At 72.3% G+C, this 16,462-nt stretch carries 11 protein-coding genes and 1 other RNA gene; 9 read left to right on the forward strand and 3 right to left on the reverse strand.

Features of this window, described 5'->3' with window-relative positions; all coding sequences use genetic code 11:
* Positions 1 to 105 precede the first annotated feature (105 nt).
* Both N7925_RS22690 and N7925_RS22695 read right to left on the reverse strand, forming a co-directional pair.
* Positions 106 to 1,470: an ABC transporter substrate-binding protein gene (locus tag N7925_RS22690; RefSeq protein WP_274344987.1), complete on the reverse strand. Its 1,365-nt coding sequence runs from the start codon at positions 1,468 to 1,470 to the stop codon at positions 106 to 108.
* Between the two features lie 269 nt (positions 1,471 to 1,739).
* Positions 1,740 to 5,537 (reverse strand): FHA domain-containing protein, encoded by a 3,798-nt coding sequence (locus tag N7925_RS22695; protein ID WP_274344988.1) that lies wholly within the window; start codon positions 5,535 to 5,537, stop codon positions 1,740 to 1,742.
* Between the two features lie 494 nt (positions 5,538 to 6,031).
* Between N7925_RS22695 and N7925_RS22700 the strand changes: the two genes are divergently transcribed.
* The 4 genes from N7925_RS22700 (at position 6,032) to N7925_RS22715 (ending at position 11,782) form a co-directional block, all read left to right on the forward strand.
* Positions 6,032 to 7,720, forward strand: coding sequence for a serine/threonine-protein kinase (locus tag N7925_RS22700; RefSeq protein WP_274344989.1), 1,689 nt, complete (start codon positions 6,032 to 6,034; stop codon positions 7,718 to 7,720).
* A gap of 267 nt (positions 7,721 to 7,987) precedes the next feature.
* Entirely contained in the window at positions 7,988 to 9,235 is a 1,248-nt protein-coding gene (locus N7925_RS22705; RefSeq protein ID WP_265601301.1) for a serine/threonine-protein kinase, read from the forward strand.
* Positions 9,236 to 9,350: 115 nt separating this feature from the next.
* Positions 9,351 to 10,457, forward strand: coding sequence for a peptide chain release factor 2 (prfB, locus tag N7925_RS22710; protein ID WP_265601302.1), 1,107 nt, complete (start codon positions 9,351 to 9,353; stop codon positions 10,455 to 10,457).
* A 329-nt stretch (positions 10,458 to 10,786) separates the two neighbouring features.
* A complete protein-coding gene (locus N7925_RS22715) occupies positions 10,787 to 11,782 on the forward strand; it encodes an LPXTG cell wall anchor domain-containing protein (protein WP_274344990.1) in 996 nt (331 codons plus the stop codon).
* Positions 11,783 to 11,989: 207 nt separating this feature from the next.
* Here N7925_RS22715 and N7925_RS22720 read toward each other — a convergent pair whose 3' ends face one another.
* Positions 11,990 to 12,190: a hypothetical protein gene (locus N7925_RS22720; protein ID WP_265601304.1), complete on the reverse strand. Its 201-nt coding sequence runs from the start codon at positions 12,188 to 12,190 to the stop codon at positions 11,990 to 11,992.
* 259 nt (positions 12,191 to 12,449) lie between these two features.
* Between N7925_RS22720 and ftsE the strand changes: the two genes are divergently transcribed.
* From ftsE to ssrA, 5 genes are all read left to right on the forward strand, one after another.
* Positions 12,450 to 13,139, forward strand: coding sequence for a cell division ATP-binding protein FtsE (gene ftsE / locus N7925_RS22725; protein WP_003968787.1), 690 nt, complete (start codon positions 12,450 to 12,452; stop codon positions 13,137 to 13,139).
* 54 nt (positions 13,140 to 13,193) lie between these two features.
* Positions 13,194 to 14,111, forward strand: a complete 918-nt coding sequence (ftsX, locus tag N7925_RS22730; protein WP_050359626.1) for a permease-like cell division protein FtsX — start codon at positions 13,194 to 13,196, stop codon at positions 14,109 to 14,111.
* 68 nt (positions 14,112 to 14,179) lie between these two features.
* Positions 14,180 to 15,367, forward strand: coding sequence for a S41 family peptidase (locus N7925_RS22735; RefSeq protein WP_265601305.1), 1,188 nt, complete (start codon positions 14,180 to 14,182; stop codon positions 15,365 to 15,367).
* A gap of 18 nt (positions 15,368 to 15,385) precedes the next feature.
* Positions 15,386 to 15,874, forward strand: a complete 489-nt coding sequence (gene smpB, locus N7925_RS22740) for an SsrA-binding protein SmpB (protein ID WP_265601306.1) — start codon at positions 15,386 to 15,388, stop codon at positions 15,872 to 15,874.
* A gap of 130 nt (positions 15,875 to 16,004) precedes the next feature.
* Positions 16,005 to 16,392, forward strand: a transfer-messenger RNA (tmRNA) gene (gene ssrA / locus N7925_RS22745).
* Positions 16,393 to 16,462: the final 70 nt, after the last annotated feature.

Genomic DNA, 16,462 nt, shown 5'->3' on the forward strand with positions numbered 1-16,462 from the left:
CGGCGGGACCTCTTCGGATCCGGGGGCGGGGACGGACGGGGACTTGTGTCGTCGTCGGCGGGGGGCGCCGCACCGGCGCCCCCCGCGGTCGCTGTCGTCACGGCGTCAGCTCTTGTACGCCTTGACCGCTTCGGACTCCAGCTGTTTCTGGGTCCCCGCGATGTCCTTCGGGTTCTTCAGGAAGTCCTGGAGGATCTTCCACTCGCCCTTCCCGGGCGTGCCGCCGAACGACTGCGGGGCCTGGTCGGACATGTCGAACCGGACGTCGTCCCCGGCGTCGATCAGCGCCTGGGCCATCGTGCGCTGCACGTCGTTCGGGTACGCCTTCAGATCCAGGCCCTTGTTCGGGGAGATGAACCCGCCCGCCTCGGCCCAGATCTTCGCCGCGTCGGAGGAGGCCAGCCAGGTCAGCAGCGCCTGCGCGCCCTTGGTGTCCTTCAGCGCCACCGCCGCGTCGCCGCCGGTCACCACGGGGGAGTCCGCCCCGACCGCCGGGAACGGGAAGACCTTGGCGTCCGTGCCGATCTTCGCGTCGGTCTGCGCGATGTTGACGGAGACGAAGTCGCCCTCGAAGACCATCGCGCCCTTGGGCTGGTCGCCCCCGGTGAAGGTCTGGGTGACCGAGGCCGGGAACTCTGTCTGGAGCGCCCCGTCCGCGCCGCCCGCGATCAGCTCCGGCTTCCCGAAGAGCGTGGCCAGCGTGGTCAGCGCGTCCTTGACGGACGGGTCGGTCCACGGGATCTCGTGCTGCGCCAGCTGGTCGTACTTCTCCGGCCCCGCCTGGGAGAGGTAGACGTTCTCGAACCAGTCGGTCAGGGTCCAGCCGTCCGCGCCGCCCACCGAGACCGGCGTGACGCCGGAGGCGGAAATGGTCTCCGCGGTCGTCAGGAAGTCCTTCCAGGTCTTCGGCTCGCTCGCCCCCGCGTTGTCGAACGCGGCGGCGTTGTACCAGATCAGGGACTTGTTGGCGGCCTTGAAGTACACGCCGTACTGCGTGCCGTCCACCGCGCCGAGATCCTGCCAGACCTTCGCGTAGTTCTTGTCGAGCTGAGCCTTCGCCTCGGCGCCGACCGGCTTGGCCCACTTCTTCGCCGCCGCCTGCTGGACCGCGCCGACCTGCGGGATCATCGCCACGTCCGGCGGTTGCTTGCCCGCGATCTTGGTGCCCAGGAAGTTGATGATGGGGTCCTGCGCCGGGACGAAGGTGACGCTCGCGCCCGTACGCTTCTCGAACTCGTCCAGCACCTTGGTGAAGTTCGCCTGCTCGGGTCCGGTCCAGACCGCGGCGACGGAGATGTCCTCCCCGTCCAGCTTCGGCAGGTTCACCGTGGACGCGCTGTCCGTGCCCTTGCCGGAGCCGTCGTCCGTCTTCTTCTTGCCGTCACCGTCGCCTCCGCAGCCGGTGAGCGCCAGAGCGCCGACCGCCGTGAACACGATCGCGGTCCTGCGTATCGAGAAGGTTGTGCGCATTCCTGCCCCGTCTCTTCTGTACGCGTCCGGCCATGTCCGCATGCCCGGACTACGTCGTCCGTGCGCACAGTCCTACGCCGGGCGCACGGGCCCCGCAATACCACCTGAGGTCCCAACAGGCCGATCGTGATCGCCTCGTGACGTCATGTCAGGGCATGTCGGAAGCCTGCCTGCCGGGGCAGGGGGAGGAGCGCGTCGGAACGGTGGCCGGGTGAGGGTACGGGGGCGGGGCGGGGCGGGCCGGGAGAGTGGCCGCGCCGGTGGTCGCATCAGACCGGGAACGGCACCAGCGCCGGCAGCCGCTCCGCGTTCACGGAACGGGCCGCACGCTCCAACGCGCTGGCGAGCAGCGCCAGGTCGGTCGGCCCGTTGCCCAGCTCCCGGACCGGGCGCCGGGTCGGCGGATCGCCCATCCGCTCCCACTCCAGCGGGACGACGGTGGGCCGCAGCGTCGCCGTACGCGGGATACGACCGGTGACCCGGCCCCCCTGGAACGGCGTCACCCGGCCGTCCGGGTGCCCCAGCCGCCCCCGGCCGGGGGCAGGCTCGTCCGGGGACGGCGGCAGCACCGGGGCGTCCAGCACGATGCGCAGCCGGGCGCCACGGGCCAGCTCGGTGTCCTCTGTGCGGTCCGGACGCGCGGAGGTGGCGACCAGGTGCACCCCGAGCCGCCCGCCGTCCCGGGCCACGGCCTCCAGCGCCCGCACCACCGAACCGGCGGCCGGCCTGCCGGGACTGCCGAGCGACGGGGCGACCAGCGCGTCGAAGTCGTCGGCGAGGACGACGAGGCGGGGCAGTGGCGACGGGCCGGGGTTCCCGGACCGGGCGGTGGTGCGCAGCCGCAGGGTGCCGCTGGCCGGGGAGTCCAGATCGCCCCGCCGCTCGGCGCCGCTCGGTGGACGCTGTCCCACGATGCGCGGCGGGCCCTCCTGCTGGGCGTGCCGCTCGTGCCAGGAGGCGAAGTCCAGGTCGCCGAGCAGCTCGGCGCGCCTCTTCAGCTCGCCGCCCAGGGCCTGCGCGAACTCCCGCATCCGGACCGGGTCGCACGCCACGAGGTGGGTGAACACATGCGGCAGCTCCGTACAGGGGAGCAGCCCTTCACAGCGCTCCCCCCGCTCGCCGCCGGAGCCGTCGACGAGCAGGATGCCGAGCCGGTCGGGCCGGGCGGCGGAGGCGAGCGAGGCGGCGACGGCCCTGAGCAGCTCGGTGCGGCCGCTGCCCGGCGGCCCCTCGATCAGCAGATGCGGCCCCTCGTCGGCGAGATCGACGCTGAGGGGCCCCCGGGGGCCCGCCCCGAGCACGAGGACCGGTCGGCCGGTGTGGGCGGCGCCGGCCGGGGGCGCGGCCCCGTCGCCCGGTCCCCCGTCGTCCCGTCCCCCGGGGCCCTGCCCCGGCCCGGAGCGTCGGCCGCCGAGATAGGGCGTTCGCTCGGAGTCCCGTGCATCCAGCGGTGGGTACGGGGTGCGGCCGGAGTCGCGGGCGTCGAGCGGTGGGTACGGGGTGCGGTCCGGGTCGGGGGCGCCCGCGGCCGGGTACGGCGCCCGGCCGGAGTCGCGGTGGACGGAGGAGGCGGTGGTGCGCTGCGGGCCGACGCGCGGGCCCGTGCTGAGGGTGCGCCCGGAGTTGGGGCTGTCCAGCTCCTGGCGGGGCGCCCGGGCCGCCGCGCCCCGGGGCGCCGAGGCGCCGGGCTGGGCCTCCGCCGTGGACGCCCAGCGGGCCATCAGCGAGGCCGGTGTCGCCCGGGCCAGGCCCAGCTCGTCCAGCAGCCGGGCGGACGGCGGCAGCGCCGCGGTCGTCGGACGGCCGGCCAGCGCGGCCGAGCCCTCCTCACGCAGGGGCGCCAGGGCCCGCCCGAACCGCTCGGCCCAGGCCGCCGACACCGCGTCCACGGCGGCCACCGTCCCGTGCCCCGCGGCCTGTCCGCCCGCCGTGCGCAACAGGCGCAACGCCGTGGCGACGTCCCCGCTGAGCATCGCGACCGCCCCGCACTCCCGGAAGGCGATGGAGGCCCGGCAGGCGGCCTCGTACGTCGCGGACACCGGGGAGGTGGGGGAGGCGGCCGGGGTCTCGGCCAGACAGATCAGATGGATCCCGGCAGCCCCGCCCGCCCCGGCCAGCCGCGCCGTGGTCTCGCGCAGCACCGCCGTGCCGGGGTCGCCGTCCAGGACGACCACCGTGTGCGGACCCGTATGGGCGCGAGCGGCCTCGGCCACCGAGGCACGGTCCAGATGCGGCCAGCCGGGACCGAGGGGGCCCTCGTCGAGGCGGCGCACCAGCTCGGCCGTCCGGGCGGCCGCCTGCTCGCGGTCGTACGCGAGGAGCAGCCGGCAGTCCTGCCCGTGCGTCGGGCGCAGATGCGGCAGCCACCCCAGCCAGGACCACTCGCGCCGCCGTTCCTCCACCGGGCGGGAGCGGTCCGTGCTGATGAGGACGATCTCCAGGTCGAACGGGGAGTGCAGCGCCGCGAGCTGCGCCACCGTCGCGCGGGCAAGACCCGCCAGCCGGGCGCGCGGACCGGCGAGCCCCAGCGAACCGGCCTCCCGCAGCCCCACGGTCACCGGCACGGCGGGCACGTCGGCCCGATCGGTCGTGCCGAGCCGCACCACCAGCGCCTCCGGGTGCTCCGGATGGCGCTCCCAGAGCCGGGGCCCGGGGCCGAGCGCGGTCAGCAGCACGGCCGCCGGATCCGGCCAGGTGCCCTCGGGGGCGGTGGGCAGTGCGGAGAAGGGGGAGCCGGGGGAGACCGGGGAGGCGAGGTGCCCGGCCCCCGACGGGCCGCCGGACGGATCGTGGGAGCCGCCCGGGAAGCCGTGGGAACCGCCCGGGAAGTCGTGGGGCCCGGCCGTGGAGCCGTACGCGCCCGCTCCGTATGCCGACGATCCGGGCACCGATGGACCGTATGCCGACGATCCGGGCACCGATGGACCGTATGCCGACGATTCGGGCACCGACGGACCGTATGCCGACGATCCGTACGCCGTCGGGCCGCCGGGGCCGTTCGGGGCGCGGGAGCCGTACGTGTCGCGTCGGACGCCCGCCCCGGTCTCCGGGCCCGCCGCCTGCTCGCCCCTCGCGCCGCCCTTGAGCCGCCTCGCCCACGCTCCTATGCCGCGCCGGGGCGCCGGGGCGTCGGCGAACTCCTCGCCACGGGCATGAGGGCCCTGTCCCGGGTCCGCGCCCGGCCCGGCCTCGGCGTGCTCGGGCCAGGAGGCCTCTTCGAGGGAGGGGCCAGGGGCTCCGGAGCCGCCGTGGGGCCCTTCGGGCGCCGGGGAGCCGGCGGAACCGGGGGAATCGGGGGAATCGGGGAAAGGGGAGGCCGGTGCGCCGTAACCGTGGCTGTGGCCCGGGCCGCCGTGGTCGGGGGTGTGCGCGGAGAGCGGCGCGCCGGTGCCGTGGCCCGGGGCGGGAGACCCCGTCTCGGCGCGGGCCACCCGCAGGTGCCCCTCGCCGTCCGGGGCGGTCGGCAGCGTCGCCGGACGGGAGCCCGCGGTGAGGCGGAGGGCGGACTCGCCGAGCCGCAGCAGGGCGCCCGGGGCGAGGCGGACCGGCCGCTCGCGCACCTCGACGCCGTCCAGCGAGGTGCCGTTCGTCGAACCGAGGTCGGCGACCGAGACCCGGCCGTCGTCGGAGACCTTCACCGCGCAGTGCAGCCGGGAGACGTCCGGGTCGTCGAGCGGGACGTCCGCGTCGGCGGAGCGGCCGATCCGGATCTGCCCGCCGTGCAGCAGGTGGACGCCGCCCGCGTCAGGGCCCGCCACCACATGGAGCTGGGCCGGAACGGGGTCGTCCGTCGCCTCGTCGTCGCCGGGGACCTGGAGCGAGAGGACCGCGCCGTCCACCAGGGGCGGTTCGCCCAGCGCGACGCGGTGCCCGTCCAGCCGCTCCCGTCCGGCGAAGAACACGATCGCTCCGCCGCCCTGGGAGCTCTCGGGCCCCGCCACGGCGGAGGCCAGCTGGGAGGCGACGGCGGCCAGCGCCGTCCCGGCGGGTGCGGTGACGAGCACGTCGCAGGTGCGCGCCGGGGTCTGGCCGCTGCGCGGCGCGAGGACGGTCAGCCGGATCTGCATCGCCGTCAGCGGTCCCTTCTGCGCGGGGGTGCCCGGCAGGGGAAACGCCCTGTGATTCCCCCCACCCGGCACGGACACGTCGTCCGTACAGGTCGTCACGCACCGCGAGACTCCGACCTCGCAGATCCGTGCTGGAGGCATCCTCGCACCTGCCACTGACAACACGCCCGGCGGTCACCTTTAAATGATCTTGAATGGTCGGCTGTGGGCGCAAAAGTGCCTGCTTGCGTCCGGATCCCGCCGCTCGGATGGGTTTCCCCGTGGTTGTCCGCCGGATCCCGAACGGAAATCCCCTCCCGTGACCGAACGCCTGATCGGCCTGTGATCAGCCGTGCGGCAACCGTCCGCCCGGTCCGCGCGTCTTCCCCCGAAACGTGAGCCCCCGGTGCCCCGTTCGGCGGCACTACAGTGGGCCGGAACATTCGGGCGGGCCCAAGGAGCGAACAAGACCCCCGGGGGACCGCAAGCACCACGATCAGCAGGGAGCGCATGACGTGCGGCCCGTAGGCAGCAAGTACCTGCTCGAGGAGCCGCTCGGACGCGGCGCCACGGGCACCGTCTGGCGAGCCCGCCAGCGGGAGACCGCGGGCGCCGAGGCAGCCGTCGCGGGTCAGCCCGGCGAGACCGTGGCCATCAAGGTCCTCAAGGAGGAGCTGGCCAACGACGCCGACGTCGTGATGCGGTTCCTGCGGGAGCGCTCCGTCCTGCTGCGGCTCACGCACCCCAACATCGTGCGCACCCGGGACCTCGTCGTCGAGGGCGATCTCCTCGCCCTGGTGATGGACCTGATCGACGGTCCCGACCTGCACCGCTACCTCCGCGAGAACGGCCCGCTCACCCCGGTCGCCGCTTCCCTGCTCACCGCGCAGATCGCGGACGCGCTCGCCGCCAGCCACGCCGACGGCGTCGTCCACCGCGACCTCAAGCCGGCCAACGTGCTGGTCGACGAGCGCGACGGTCGGATGCACCCGATGCTCACCGACTTCGGCATCGCGCGCCTGGCCGACTCCCCGGGCCTGACCCGGACCCACGAGTTCGTCGGCACGCCCGCCTACGTGGCGCCGGAGTCCGCCGAAGGCCGCCCGCAGACCTCCGCCGTCGACATCTACGGCGCGGGCATCCTGCTGTACGAGCTGGTCACGGGCCGCCCGCCGTTCGCCGGGGGCACCGCCCTCGAAGTCCTGCACCGGCACCTCAGCGAGGAGCCCCGCCGCCCCTCCAACGTCCCGGCCCCGCTGTGGACGGTCATAGAGCGCTGCCTGAGCAAGGACCCGGACCGGCGGCCCAGCGCCGAGAACCTGGCCCGCGGTCTGCGTACGGTCGCCGCGGGCATCGGCGTCCACGCGAACTCCGCCCAGATCGCCGCCGCCGAAGGGGTGGGCGCCCTGCTCGCCCCCGACCCGGCGCCCACCGCCGTCCCGGACACCCCGGGCGCGGCCGATCCCACGCAGGTGCTGCCGAGCAACGCGGGCTCCTACGACCCCGCCGCGCCCACCAGCGTCTTCCAGCAGACCGGTGGCCCGGGCGGCCAGGGTGGCCAGGGCCCCGGCGGCGGCCACGCCGACCCGACCGCCGTCCTGCCGCCCGTGCCGCAGCGCCCCGACGGGCCGCCGCAGCCGGACGGGCCGCACCCCTGGCAGTCGCAGCTCCAGGCGGCCCGCGACCGCAACGACCAGACCCAGGTCCAGTACCTCGACCCGAGCCAGGACCCGCTGCGCCGCCGCCCCCAGCGCCAGCAGCCGCAGCAGCCGCCCCATCAGCAGCAGCCGCCCCAGCGCCGTCAGCCGCCTCCGCAGCACCAGCAGTACCCGCCCCAGCAACACCAGCAGCAGCATCAGCCACAGCGCTACCAGCAGCCGCAGCAGCCCCAACGGCAGCAGTACGCGCCCCCGCAGCCGCAGCAGCCCCAGCAGCCGGCCCCGCGACCGCCGCGCGAGCCGCGTCCCCCGAGGCAGCGCGGTGCCAACCCGATGCGCATCCCCGGACTCGGCTGCCTCAAGGGCTGCCTGTTCACTGTGGTGCTCCTGATCGTCGCCGGCTGGCTCATCTGGGAGCTGACCCCGCTCCAGGACTGGGTCGCCCAGGGCAAGGGCTACTGGGAAGCGATCGGTGACGCGATCGGCACGGTCACCGGCTGGGTCTCCGAGCTCGGAGACAGCACGGGCAGCTCGGGCGGGGCCTGACCCGAAACCGCCGGGCGACGCCCGACGCGTAACGGTCGAGCGGCACCCGACGCGTAACGGTCGGGCCAGGCCCGTACCGTCGGGCGGGACCCGGCCGACGGTACGGGCGCGGCCCGACAAGACCCGTAATCCTGTCCCTTTGTCGACTTCTCCGGGCCTATTCGGCCCGGAGAAGTGAAGGTCGGTGCCCTCCAGGGCACGTGACACCCCGAACGCCGCGTAACTTTGTCGACCGGGGGTCCACCGCCAGCCGCTGAGGGAGCAGTCTTGGCACGGAATATCGGCAGCCGGTACACGGCCCACCAGATCCTGGGGCGCGGCAGCGCCGGCACGGTATGGCTCGGCGAAGGGCCCGAGGGCCCGGTCGCCATCAAGCTGCTCCGTGAGGACCTCGCGTCCGACCAGGAGCTCGTGGGCCGCTTCGTGCAGGAGCGCACAGCCCTGCTCGGACTCGTCCACCCGCACGTGGTCGCCGTCCGGGACCTCGTCGTGGACGGCAACGACCTGGCCCTGGTCATGACCCTCGTCCGCGGCACCGACCTGCGCACCCGCCTCGACCGCGAACGCCGCCTCGCCCCCGAGGCCGCCGCCGCGATCATCGCGGATGTCGCCGACGGGCTCGCCGCCGCGCACAAGGCCCACGTGGTCCACCGGGACGTCAAGCCGGAGAACATCCTGCTCGACATGGAGGGCCCGCTCGGCCCCGGCGGCGCGCACCCGGCCCTGCTCACCGACTTCGGCGTCGCCAAGCTGATCGACACCCCGCGCCGCACGAAGGCCACGAAGATCATCGGTACACCGGACTACCTGGCCCCCGAGATCGTCGAGGGCCTCCCGCCGCGCGCCGCCGTCGACATCTACGCCCTGGCGACCGTGCTCTACGAGCTGCTCGCCGGATTCACGCCCTTCGGCGGCGGCCACCCCGGCGCGGTCCTGCGCCGCCACGTCACCGAGACCGTCGTCCCGCTCCCCGGAATTCCCGAGGAGCTCTGGCAGCTCCTGGTCCAGTGCCTGGCCAAGGCCCCCGCCTCCCGGCTGCGCGCCTCCGAGCTCGCCGTACGGCTGCGCGACCTGCTGCCCCTGCTGGCGGGGATACCCCCGCTGGACGTGGACGAGCCGGGCCCCGAGGAGAGCGACCAGCAGCCCGCCGCCTACGACGAGCAGCAGTACACCCCGGCCTCCGAGGAGCCCCGCCGCCGCGGCGCGGTCCCGCTGGTGCCCGGCTCCGCTCCCGACTCCAACCGGGACACCCACACGAGCATGCGCGTCCCCGCCCCCGACGAGCTGGCGGGCGGCCCCCTCGGGACGGCCCGCGCCCCCCGCGCCCCGGGCCGGCCCCGGCCCGGCTCCGCCCGCAACAAGGCGGCGGCCGTCCGCAAGCGCCGCATCACCCTCGGTGTCGCCGCCCTCGCCCTCTGTGCGGCCGTCGTGGTCGGCGGCCTGCTGGCCGGCGGCGACGGCGACGGGGGCCCGGCGCCCCAGGACAGCGAGAACTCGGCGCCGGCGACCCCGTAGGAGATGTCGGAAGCCCTTGGCAGAGGCTCCGGGAACCCCGCGCCCTCGCCGGGGACCGGCATCCGGTTTTCCGGGCGAGGGCAAGCTTCATCCGCCCAGCCGTTACGCTGGACCCGTGGCAGTCGTCGATATTTCCGAAGAGCTGAAGTCCCTCTCCTCGACCATGGGGTCGATCGAGGCCGTCCTGGACCTGGATGCGCTGAGGGCGGACATCGCCGCGCTCGAGGAGCAGGCTGCGGCGCCGTCCCTGTGGGACGACCCGGAGGCGGCCCAGAAAATCACCAGCAAGCTTTCCCACCTCCAGGCCGAGGTCCGCAAGGCCGAGACCCTGCGCGGCCGCATCGACGACCTCGAAGTCCTCTTCGAGCTCGCCGCGGACGAGAGCGACGCCGACGCCCAGGCGGAGGCCGAGACCGAGCTGGAGTCGGTGAAGAAGGCGCTGGACGAGATGGAGGTCCGCACGCTCCTCTCCGGCGAGTACGACGCGCGCGAGGCCCTGGTGACCATCCGGGCCGAGGCCGGCGGCGTCGACGCCGCCGACTTCGCCGAGAAGCTCCAGCGCATGTACATCCGCTGGGCCGAGCGGCACAACTACAAGACCGAGGTCTACGAGACCGCGTACGCGGAAGAGGCCGGCATCAAGTCGACCACCTTCGTCGTCCAGGTTCCGTACGCCTACGGCACGCTCTCCGTCGAGCAGGGCACCCACCGCCTGGTCCGCATCTCGCCCTTCGACAACCAGGGCCGCCGCCAGACGTCGTTCGCGGGCGTCGAGGTGCTCCCGGTCGTCGAGCAGACCGACCACATCGAGATCGACGAGTCCGAGCTGCGCGTGGACGTGTACCGCTCCTCGGGCCCTGGCGGACAGGGCGTCAACACCACGGACTCCGCGGTCCGTCTGACCCACCTGCCCTCCGGCATCGTCGTCTCCTGCCAGAACGAACGCTCGCAGATCCAGAACAAGGCGTCCGCGATGAACGTCCTCCAGGCGAAGCTCCTTGAGCGCCGCCGCCAGGAGGAGCAGGCGAAGATGAACGCGCTCAAGGGCGACGGCGGCAACTCCTGGGGCAACCAGATGCGTTCGTACGTCCTGCACCCGTACCAGATGGTCAAGGACCTGCGTACGGATTTCGAGATGGGCAACCCCGAAGCGGTCTTCAACGGCGAGATCGACGGCTTCGTTGAGGCGGGCATCCGCTGGCGCAAGCAGAGCGAGAAGTAACCTCGGCGGTACGGAGGTTGGGCCCGGACAGGCAACTGTCCGGGCCTTCCTGCGTTGCGGAGGGCCTGTGCCCGATGCGTCACAGTCCGGCTTCCGAATAACCGTCAAGAACCCCCATATGGGTGCCTAGCGCACGGAACGGCCTTGACGTAGTCCTTAACTCTGGCCAGGGTGCTAGAGCAGCATGCGTATGTCTGGGACGGGTGTGAACCGGGGGGCTGGCGGGGTGACCACGACACGACGTGGCCCTGCCGAGGCGATTCCCCGCAGGGCCGCGACCCGCATATGGCTGCTCCAATGACGAGATCGGCTACTGGGGGTAGCAACACATGACGAAGAAGACGCGTATGCGCGTCGCGCGGATCGCCGCCGGCGCGGTTATCGCCGCGGGTGCCTCGCTGACCGCGGCCGGTGCGGCGCAGGCGCTGAATGGTCCGGACGAGACCCCGATCACCACCCTGGACAGTCCCGGCGGTGGCCTCATCGAGGGCACCACCGAGGGCGGCGACCCGGGCGGCGTCGACGCGGGCGCCGACGGCGGTGCTGCTGACGGCGGTGCTGACGGTGGCGTTGACGGCGGTGCTGACGGTGGCGTCGATGGCGGTGCCGATGGTGGCGTTGACGGCGGTGCCGATGGTGGCGTCGATGGCGGTGCTGACGGTGGCGTTGACGGCGGTGCCGATGGCGGTGCTGACGGTGGCGTCGATGGCGGTGCTGACGGTGGCGTTGACGGCGGTGCCGATGGCGGTGCTGACGGTGGCGTCGATGGCGGTGCCGATGGTGGCGTCGATGGCGGTGCTGACGGCGGTGCTGACGGTGGCGTTGACGGCGGTGCCGATGGTGGCGTTGACGGCGGCTCCGGTAACAACGGTGGCTCCGGTAACAACGGTGGCTCGGGCAACAACGGTGGTTCGGGCAACAACGGTGGCTCCGGTAACAACGGCGCCTCCGGTAACAGCGGCGGCGACCAGGGTGGCACCAGCACCTCCGGCGGCTCCTCCGACGGTGGCTCTTCCAACGGTGGCTCTTCCAACGGCGGCTCCACGAGCGGCGGCGGCGGTTCGGCGACCGGCGGCGGTTCCACCACCGGTGGCGACGACGCCGGCTGCACCGTCGACCTCGACGGCGCCGAGTGCACCGACAACACGGACACCGACAGCGTCGGCAACAAGCCGGTCGAGCAGAGCAAGGGCAAGGAAGAGCTCGCCGAGACCGGTGCGGCCGAGACGACCTTCCTGGTCATCGGCGCCGCGACGATGATCGCGGGCGGCATCGGCTTCCGTATCCTGCCCCGCCTGGTCGGCGGCGGTCGCACGGTCGCCTAGGTCCGTAGCGGACCGTACCGACGCGTAGCGGGCGTGCATCAGCCCCCGGCGCGGCGGCGCGGCACAGCAGAAAGAAGGGCCCGGGAGGGCGTACGACGCCTCCCGGGCCCTTCTGCGTGCCCGAACCGCTCAGGCGGCCGTACGCATACGTCTGTCGGCCCCGGAGGGGCTATGAGGGGCGGCCCCGGAGAGCCGCGCGGGGTCGGATCAGGCCGCTTGGTGCGCCAGCAGCGCGAGCGCGGTCAGCAGCACCACCATCAGGGCGATCAGCATGGCCGGGCTCATCCCGGCCAGCGGGCCCTGGCCCTGCTCCTCCAGCATCTGCTGCCGCACGGCACGGCAGACACGGCAGCGGCCCTCGGTGACGGGGGACGCGCAGTTCGCGCACACCAGTCGGTCATAGGTCATGCGCATTCCTCCTCCCGCGCGGCGGAGCCGCTTGCTGCTTTCTCTCCGCACAACGCTCACGGAAACGCAACCGTTCCCCCCACCACTGTGCCAGCTCGCGACGATTTCGGCGCGGCCCGCCGGTCAAGGTCCGGCACGACCCGTTTCGTTCCAGGGGGTGATCCGCCATAAAACGCCCATTGCCGGACGCCGCCTGCACGCGTGAGCCCGGTTCGCGTATGGTCACGCTCACCTACTCCCGGCCGACCGTGGTGCATCCGTGATCCGATTCGACAACGTCTCCAAGACCTACCCGAAGCAGACCCGACCGGCTCTGCGCGATGTCTCGTTGGACATCGAGAAGGGTGAGTTCGTCTTCCTGGTGGGGTCCTCCGGCTCCGGCAAGTCGACCTTCATGCGACTGATCCTGCGCGAGGAGCGCGCCAGCACGGGCATGGTCCATGTGCTCGGCAAGGATCTCGCGCGGCTGTCCAACTGGAAGGTGCCGCAGATGCGCCGCCAGCTGGGGACGGTCTTCCAGGACTTCCGCCTGCTGCCCAACAAGACGGTCGCGGAGAACGTGGCCTTCGCGCAGGAGGTCATCGGCAAGCCCCGCGGCGAGATCCGCAAGGCCGTGCCCCAGGTCCTCGACCTCGTCGGCCTCGGCGGCAAGGAGGAGCGGATGCCCGGTGAGCTCTCCGGTGGTGAGCAGCAGCGCGTGGCCATCGCCCGTGCCTTCGTGAACCGCCCCATGCTGCTGATCGCGGACGAGCCGACCGGCAACCTCGACCCGCAGACCTCCGTCGGCATCATGAAGCTGCTGGACCGGATCAACCGGACCGGCACCACCGTGATCATGGCGACCCACGACCAGAACATCGTCGACCAGATGCGCAAGCGCGTCATCGAGCTCGAGCAGGGCCGTCTCGTACGCGACCAGGCACGCGGCGTCTACGGCTACCAGCACTGACCGAGGGGCTCCGGCCCCTCGTGCATTTCGAGCATCGAGTACTGAAAGGACGCCATGCGCGCCCAGTTCGTCCTGTCGGAGATCGGCGTCGGTCTCCGCCGCAACCTCACGATGACCTTCGCGGTCGTGGTCTCCGTCGCCCTCTCGCTCGCCCTGTTCGGCGGTGCGCTGCTGATGCGCGAGCAGGTCAGCACGATGAAGGACTACTGGTACGACAAGGTCAACGTCTCGATCTTCCTCTGCAACAAGAACGACGCCAAGGACATGCCCAAGTGCGCCAAGGGGGCTGTCACCAAGGAGCAGAAGGACCAGATCAAGGTCGACCTGGAGAAGATGGACGCCGTCGAGACGGTCCACTTCGAGACGGTCGACGAGGCGTACAAGCACTACCAGGAGCAGTTCGGCGACTCCCCGATGGCGGGCAACATCACGCCCGACCAGATGCAGGAGTCCTTCCGGGTCAAGCTGGACGACCCGCAGAAGTACAAGGTCGTCGCGACGGCCTTCGCCGGGCGGGACGGGGTGCAGTCCGTCCAGGACCAGCGGTCCATCCTGGACCAGCTCTTCGAGCTGATGAACGGCATGAACGCCGTCGCGGTCTACGTGATGATCCTGATGCTGGTCATCGCGCTGATCCTGATCGTCAACACCGTGCGCGTCTCCGCGTTCAGCCGGAGACGTGAAACGGGCATCATGCGCCTCGTCGGAGCCTCCGGCTTCTACATCCAGGCCCCCTTCATCATGGAGGCGGCCGTCGCCGGCCTGATCGGCGGCGTGCTGGCCTGCGCCATGCTGCTCGGCGGACGGTACTTCCTGATCGACGGCGGCCTCGCGCTCCAGGAGAAGCTGAACCTGATCAACTTCATCGGCTGGGACGCTGTCCTCACCAAGCTCCCGCTGGTGCTCGCGATCGGTCTGCTGATGCCCGCCATCGCCGCTCTGTTCGCGCTGCGCAAGTACCTGAAGGTGTGACATGTGCCCCCTGGGGCGCGCGGGCGAGTGCCCGTGCGCCCCAGGAGGCTTGTCCTAGACTCGGCGCCATGTCGGGTTGTTCGCACCGTTTCCGGCCCCGCGGCCTCTGCCGCGGGGCGGCCCTGACCTTGGTCTTCGGGTGCGCTCTCGCCACTGCCGCCGCGACCGGTTCGCTGCCGCAGGACCCCGGTTCCGGCTCCGGTACGCAGACCCGTGCCGTCTCCTCCACCGTCGCCCCGGTCGACCGCGACGAGATCGAGGACGCCGCCGCCGAGGCCGCGGCGGACGGGAAGTCCGTGAAGGACGCCGCGGAGGAGGTCGTCAGCCGTAGTGGCGATCGCTGGGGCGCGGTCTACGACGAGCGGGAGTACGAGGAGTTCGAGCAGGCGCTGGACGGCTCCTACACCGGCGTCGGGCTCTCCGCCCGGCGCACCGACCGCGGCGACGTCACCGTGTCCCGCGTGCAGGCCGACGGTCCCGCCGACCGGGCCGGCATCCGCGCCGGCGACCTGTTGCGCACCCTGGACGGCCGCGCGGTCGGCAAGCGCCCCGTCGCGGAGGTCGTCGCGTTACTGCGCGGCGACGGTACGGGGGCGGCCGAGGGGAGCCGGGTGGAGCTCGGTCTGGTGCGGGAGGGCCGGAGCTGGACCGAGACGCTTCGGCGGGCCCGGCTGACCACCGAGGCGGTCACCGTGCGGCGGCTGGGGGCCGAGCCGTCGTCGGCGGTCCTGATCAAGGTCGCCGCGTTCACCAAGGGCGCCGGGGCCGAGGTCCGGGAAGCGGTCCGTGAGGCTCCCGACGGGGCCGGGATACTGCTCGACCTGCGCGCCAACTCCGGCGGACTCGTCACCGAGGCCGTCGTCGCCGCCTCCGCCTTCCTGGACGGCGGCCTGGTCGCCACGTACGACGTACGCGGGGAGCAGCAGGCTTTGTACGCCGATCCGGGCGGTGACACGGACCGCCCGCTCGTCGTCCTGGTCGACGGCGGCACGATGAGCGCCGCCGAGCTGCTGACCGGTGCGCTCCAGGACCGGGGCCGCGCGGTCACCGTCGGCTCGCCCACCTTCGGCAAGGGCTCCGTGCAGATGCCCAGCGAGCTTCCGGGCGGTTCGGTGGCCGAGCTGACCGTCGGCCACTACCGCACGCCGACCGGCCGGAACGTCGACGGCAGGGGCATCACACCCGACCTCGTGGTGGGGGAGAGGGCCCAGCAGCGGGCCGAGACGGTATTGAGTGGCCTCGGGGGTGGGTCGTAGTGCGAAAATGACCGCACTATGGCGAAGGAAAAAGACACCGGGCGCAAGATGATCGCGCAGAACAAGAAGGCGCGGCACGACTACACGATCCTCGACACCTACGAGTGCGGTCTCGTCCTCATGGGCACGGAGGTCAAGTCCCTGCGCATGGGACGGGCCTCCCTGGTCGACGGCTTCGTCCAGATCGACGACCACGAGGCCTGGCTCCACAACATCCACGTACCCGAGTACGTCCAGGGCACCTGGACCAACCACACGGCCAAGCGGAAGCGGAAGCTGCTGCTGCACCGGGCCGAGATCGACAAGCTGGAGTCGAAGTCGCAGGAGACGGGCCACACGATCGTGCCGCTCGCGCTGTACTTCAAGGACGGCCGGGTCAAGGTCGAGATCGCGCTCGCGAAGGGCAAGAAGGAGTACGACAAGCGGCAGACGCTCCGCGAGAAGCAGGACACGCGGGAGACGAACCGCGCCATCTCGGCGGTCCGCCGGCGGCAGCGCAGCGCCTGAGCGGGGCCCGAGCGGGACGTGCCCCGGCGGGGCCGGCGGCCGGGCAGGAATACAGTGGCATCGTCCGGCGTTGGTCACGTACGATGGGCCGTGCACCTCAGCGAAGGTGCGCGTTTTGAAAAATCAACATGGGGATGATCGGTTTCGACAGCGGATGTCGAAGCAGGGGAAGCGAGTCGAGGAAGCGGCAATGATCTCGTAAACCATATGTCGCAAACAATAATCGCCAATTCCAAGCGCGATTCCTCCGCCTTCGCCCTCGCTGCCTAATTAGCAGCTAAGCGAAGACTCTGCGGAGTGTCAGCCCGGGGGTGGTCCCGACCCGGATCCTGGCATCAACTAGGGATCTAAACTTCTCGGCCCGGCCACGGGGCCGAGAAGGAAATTAAACAGTGGCTGGGCCTGTCGGAGGCTTGTTCGCGTGACCTCCGGGGCCGAGAAAAGCGCAGCGAACTGCACTCGGAGAAGCCCTGGTTCCGCACCGTTGGACGCGGGTTCGATTCCCGCCATCTCCACCACCCCATGTAAGCCTCCGCCCCGCGAGTTCACTCGCGGGGCGGAGGCTTTTTGCTGCCCGCTGCCCGCTGC

Origin of the sequence: Streptomyces sp. CA-278952, assembly GCF_028747205.1 — a bacterium.
Taxonomy (GTDB): domain Bacteria; phylum Actinomycetota; class Actinomycetes; order Streptomycetales; family Streptomycetaceae; genus Streptomyces.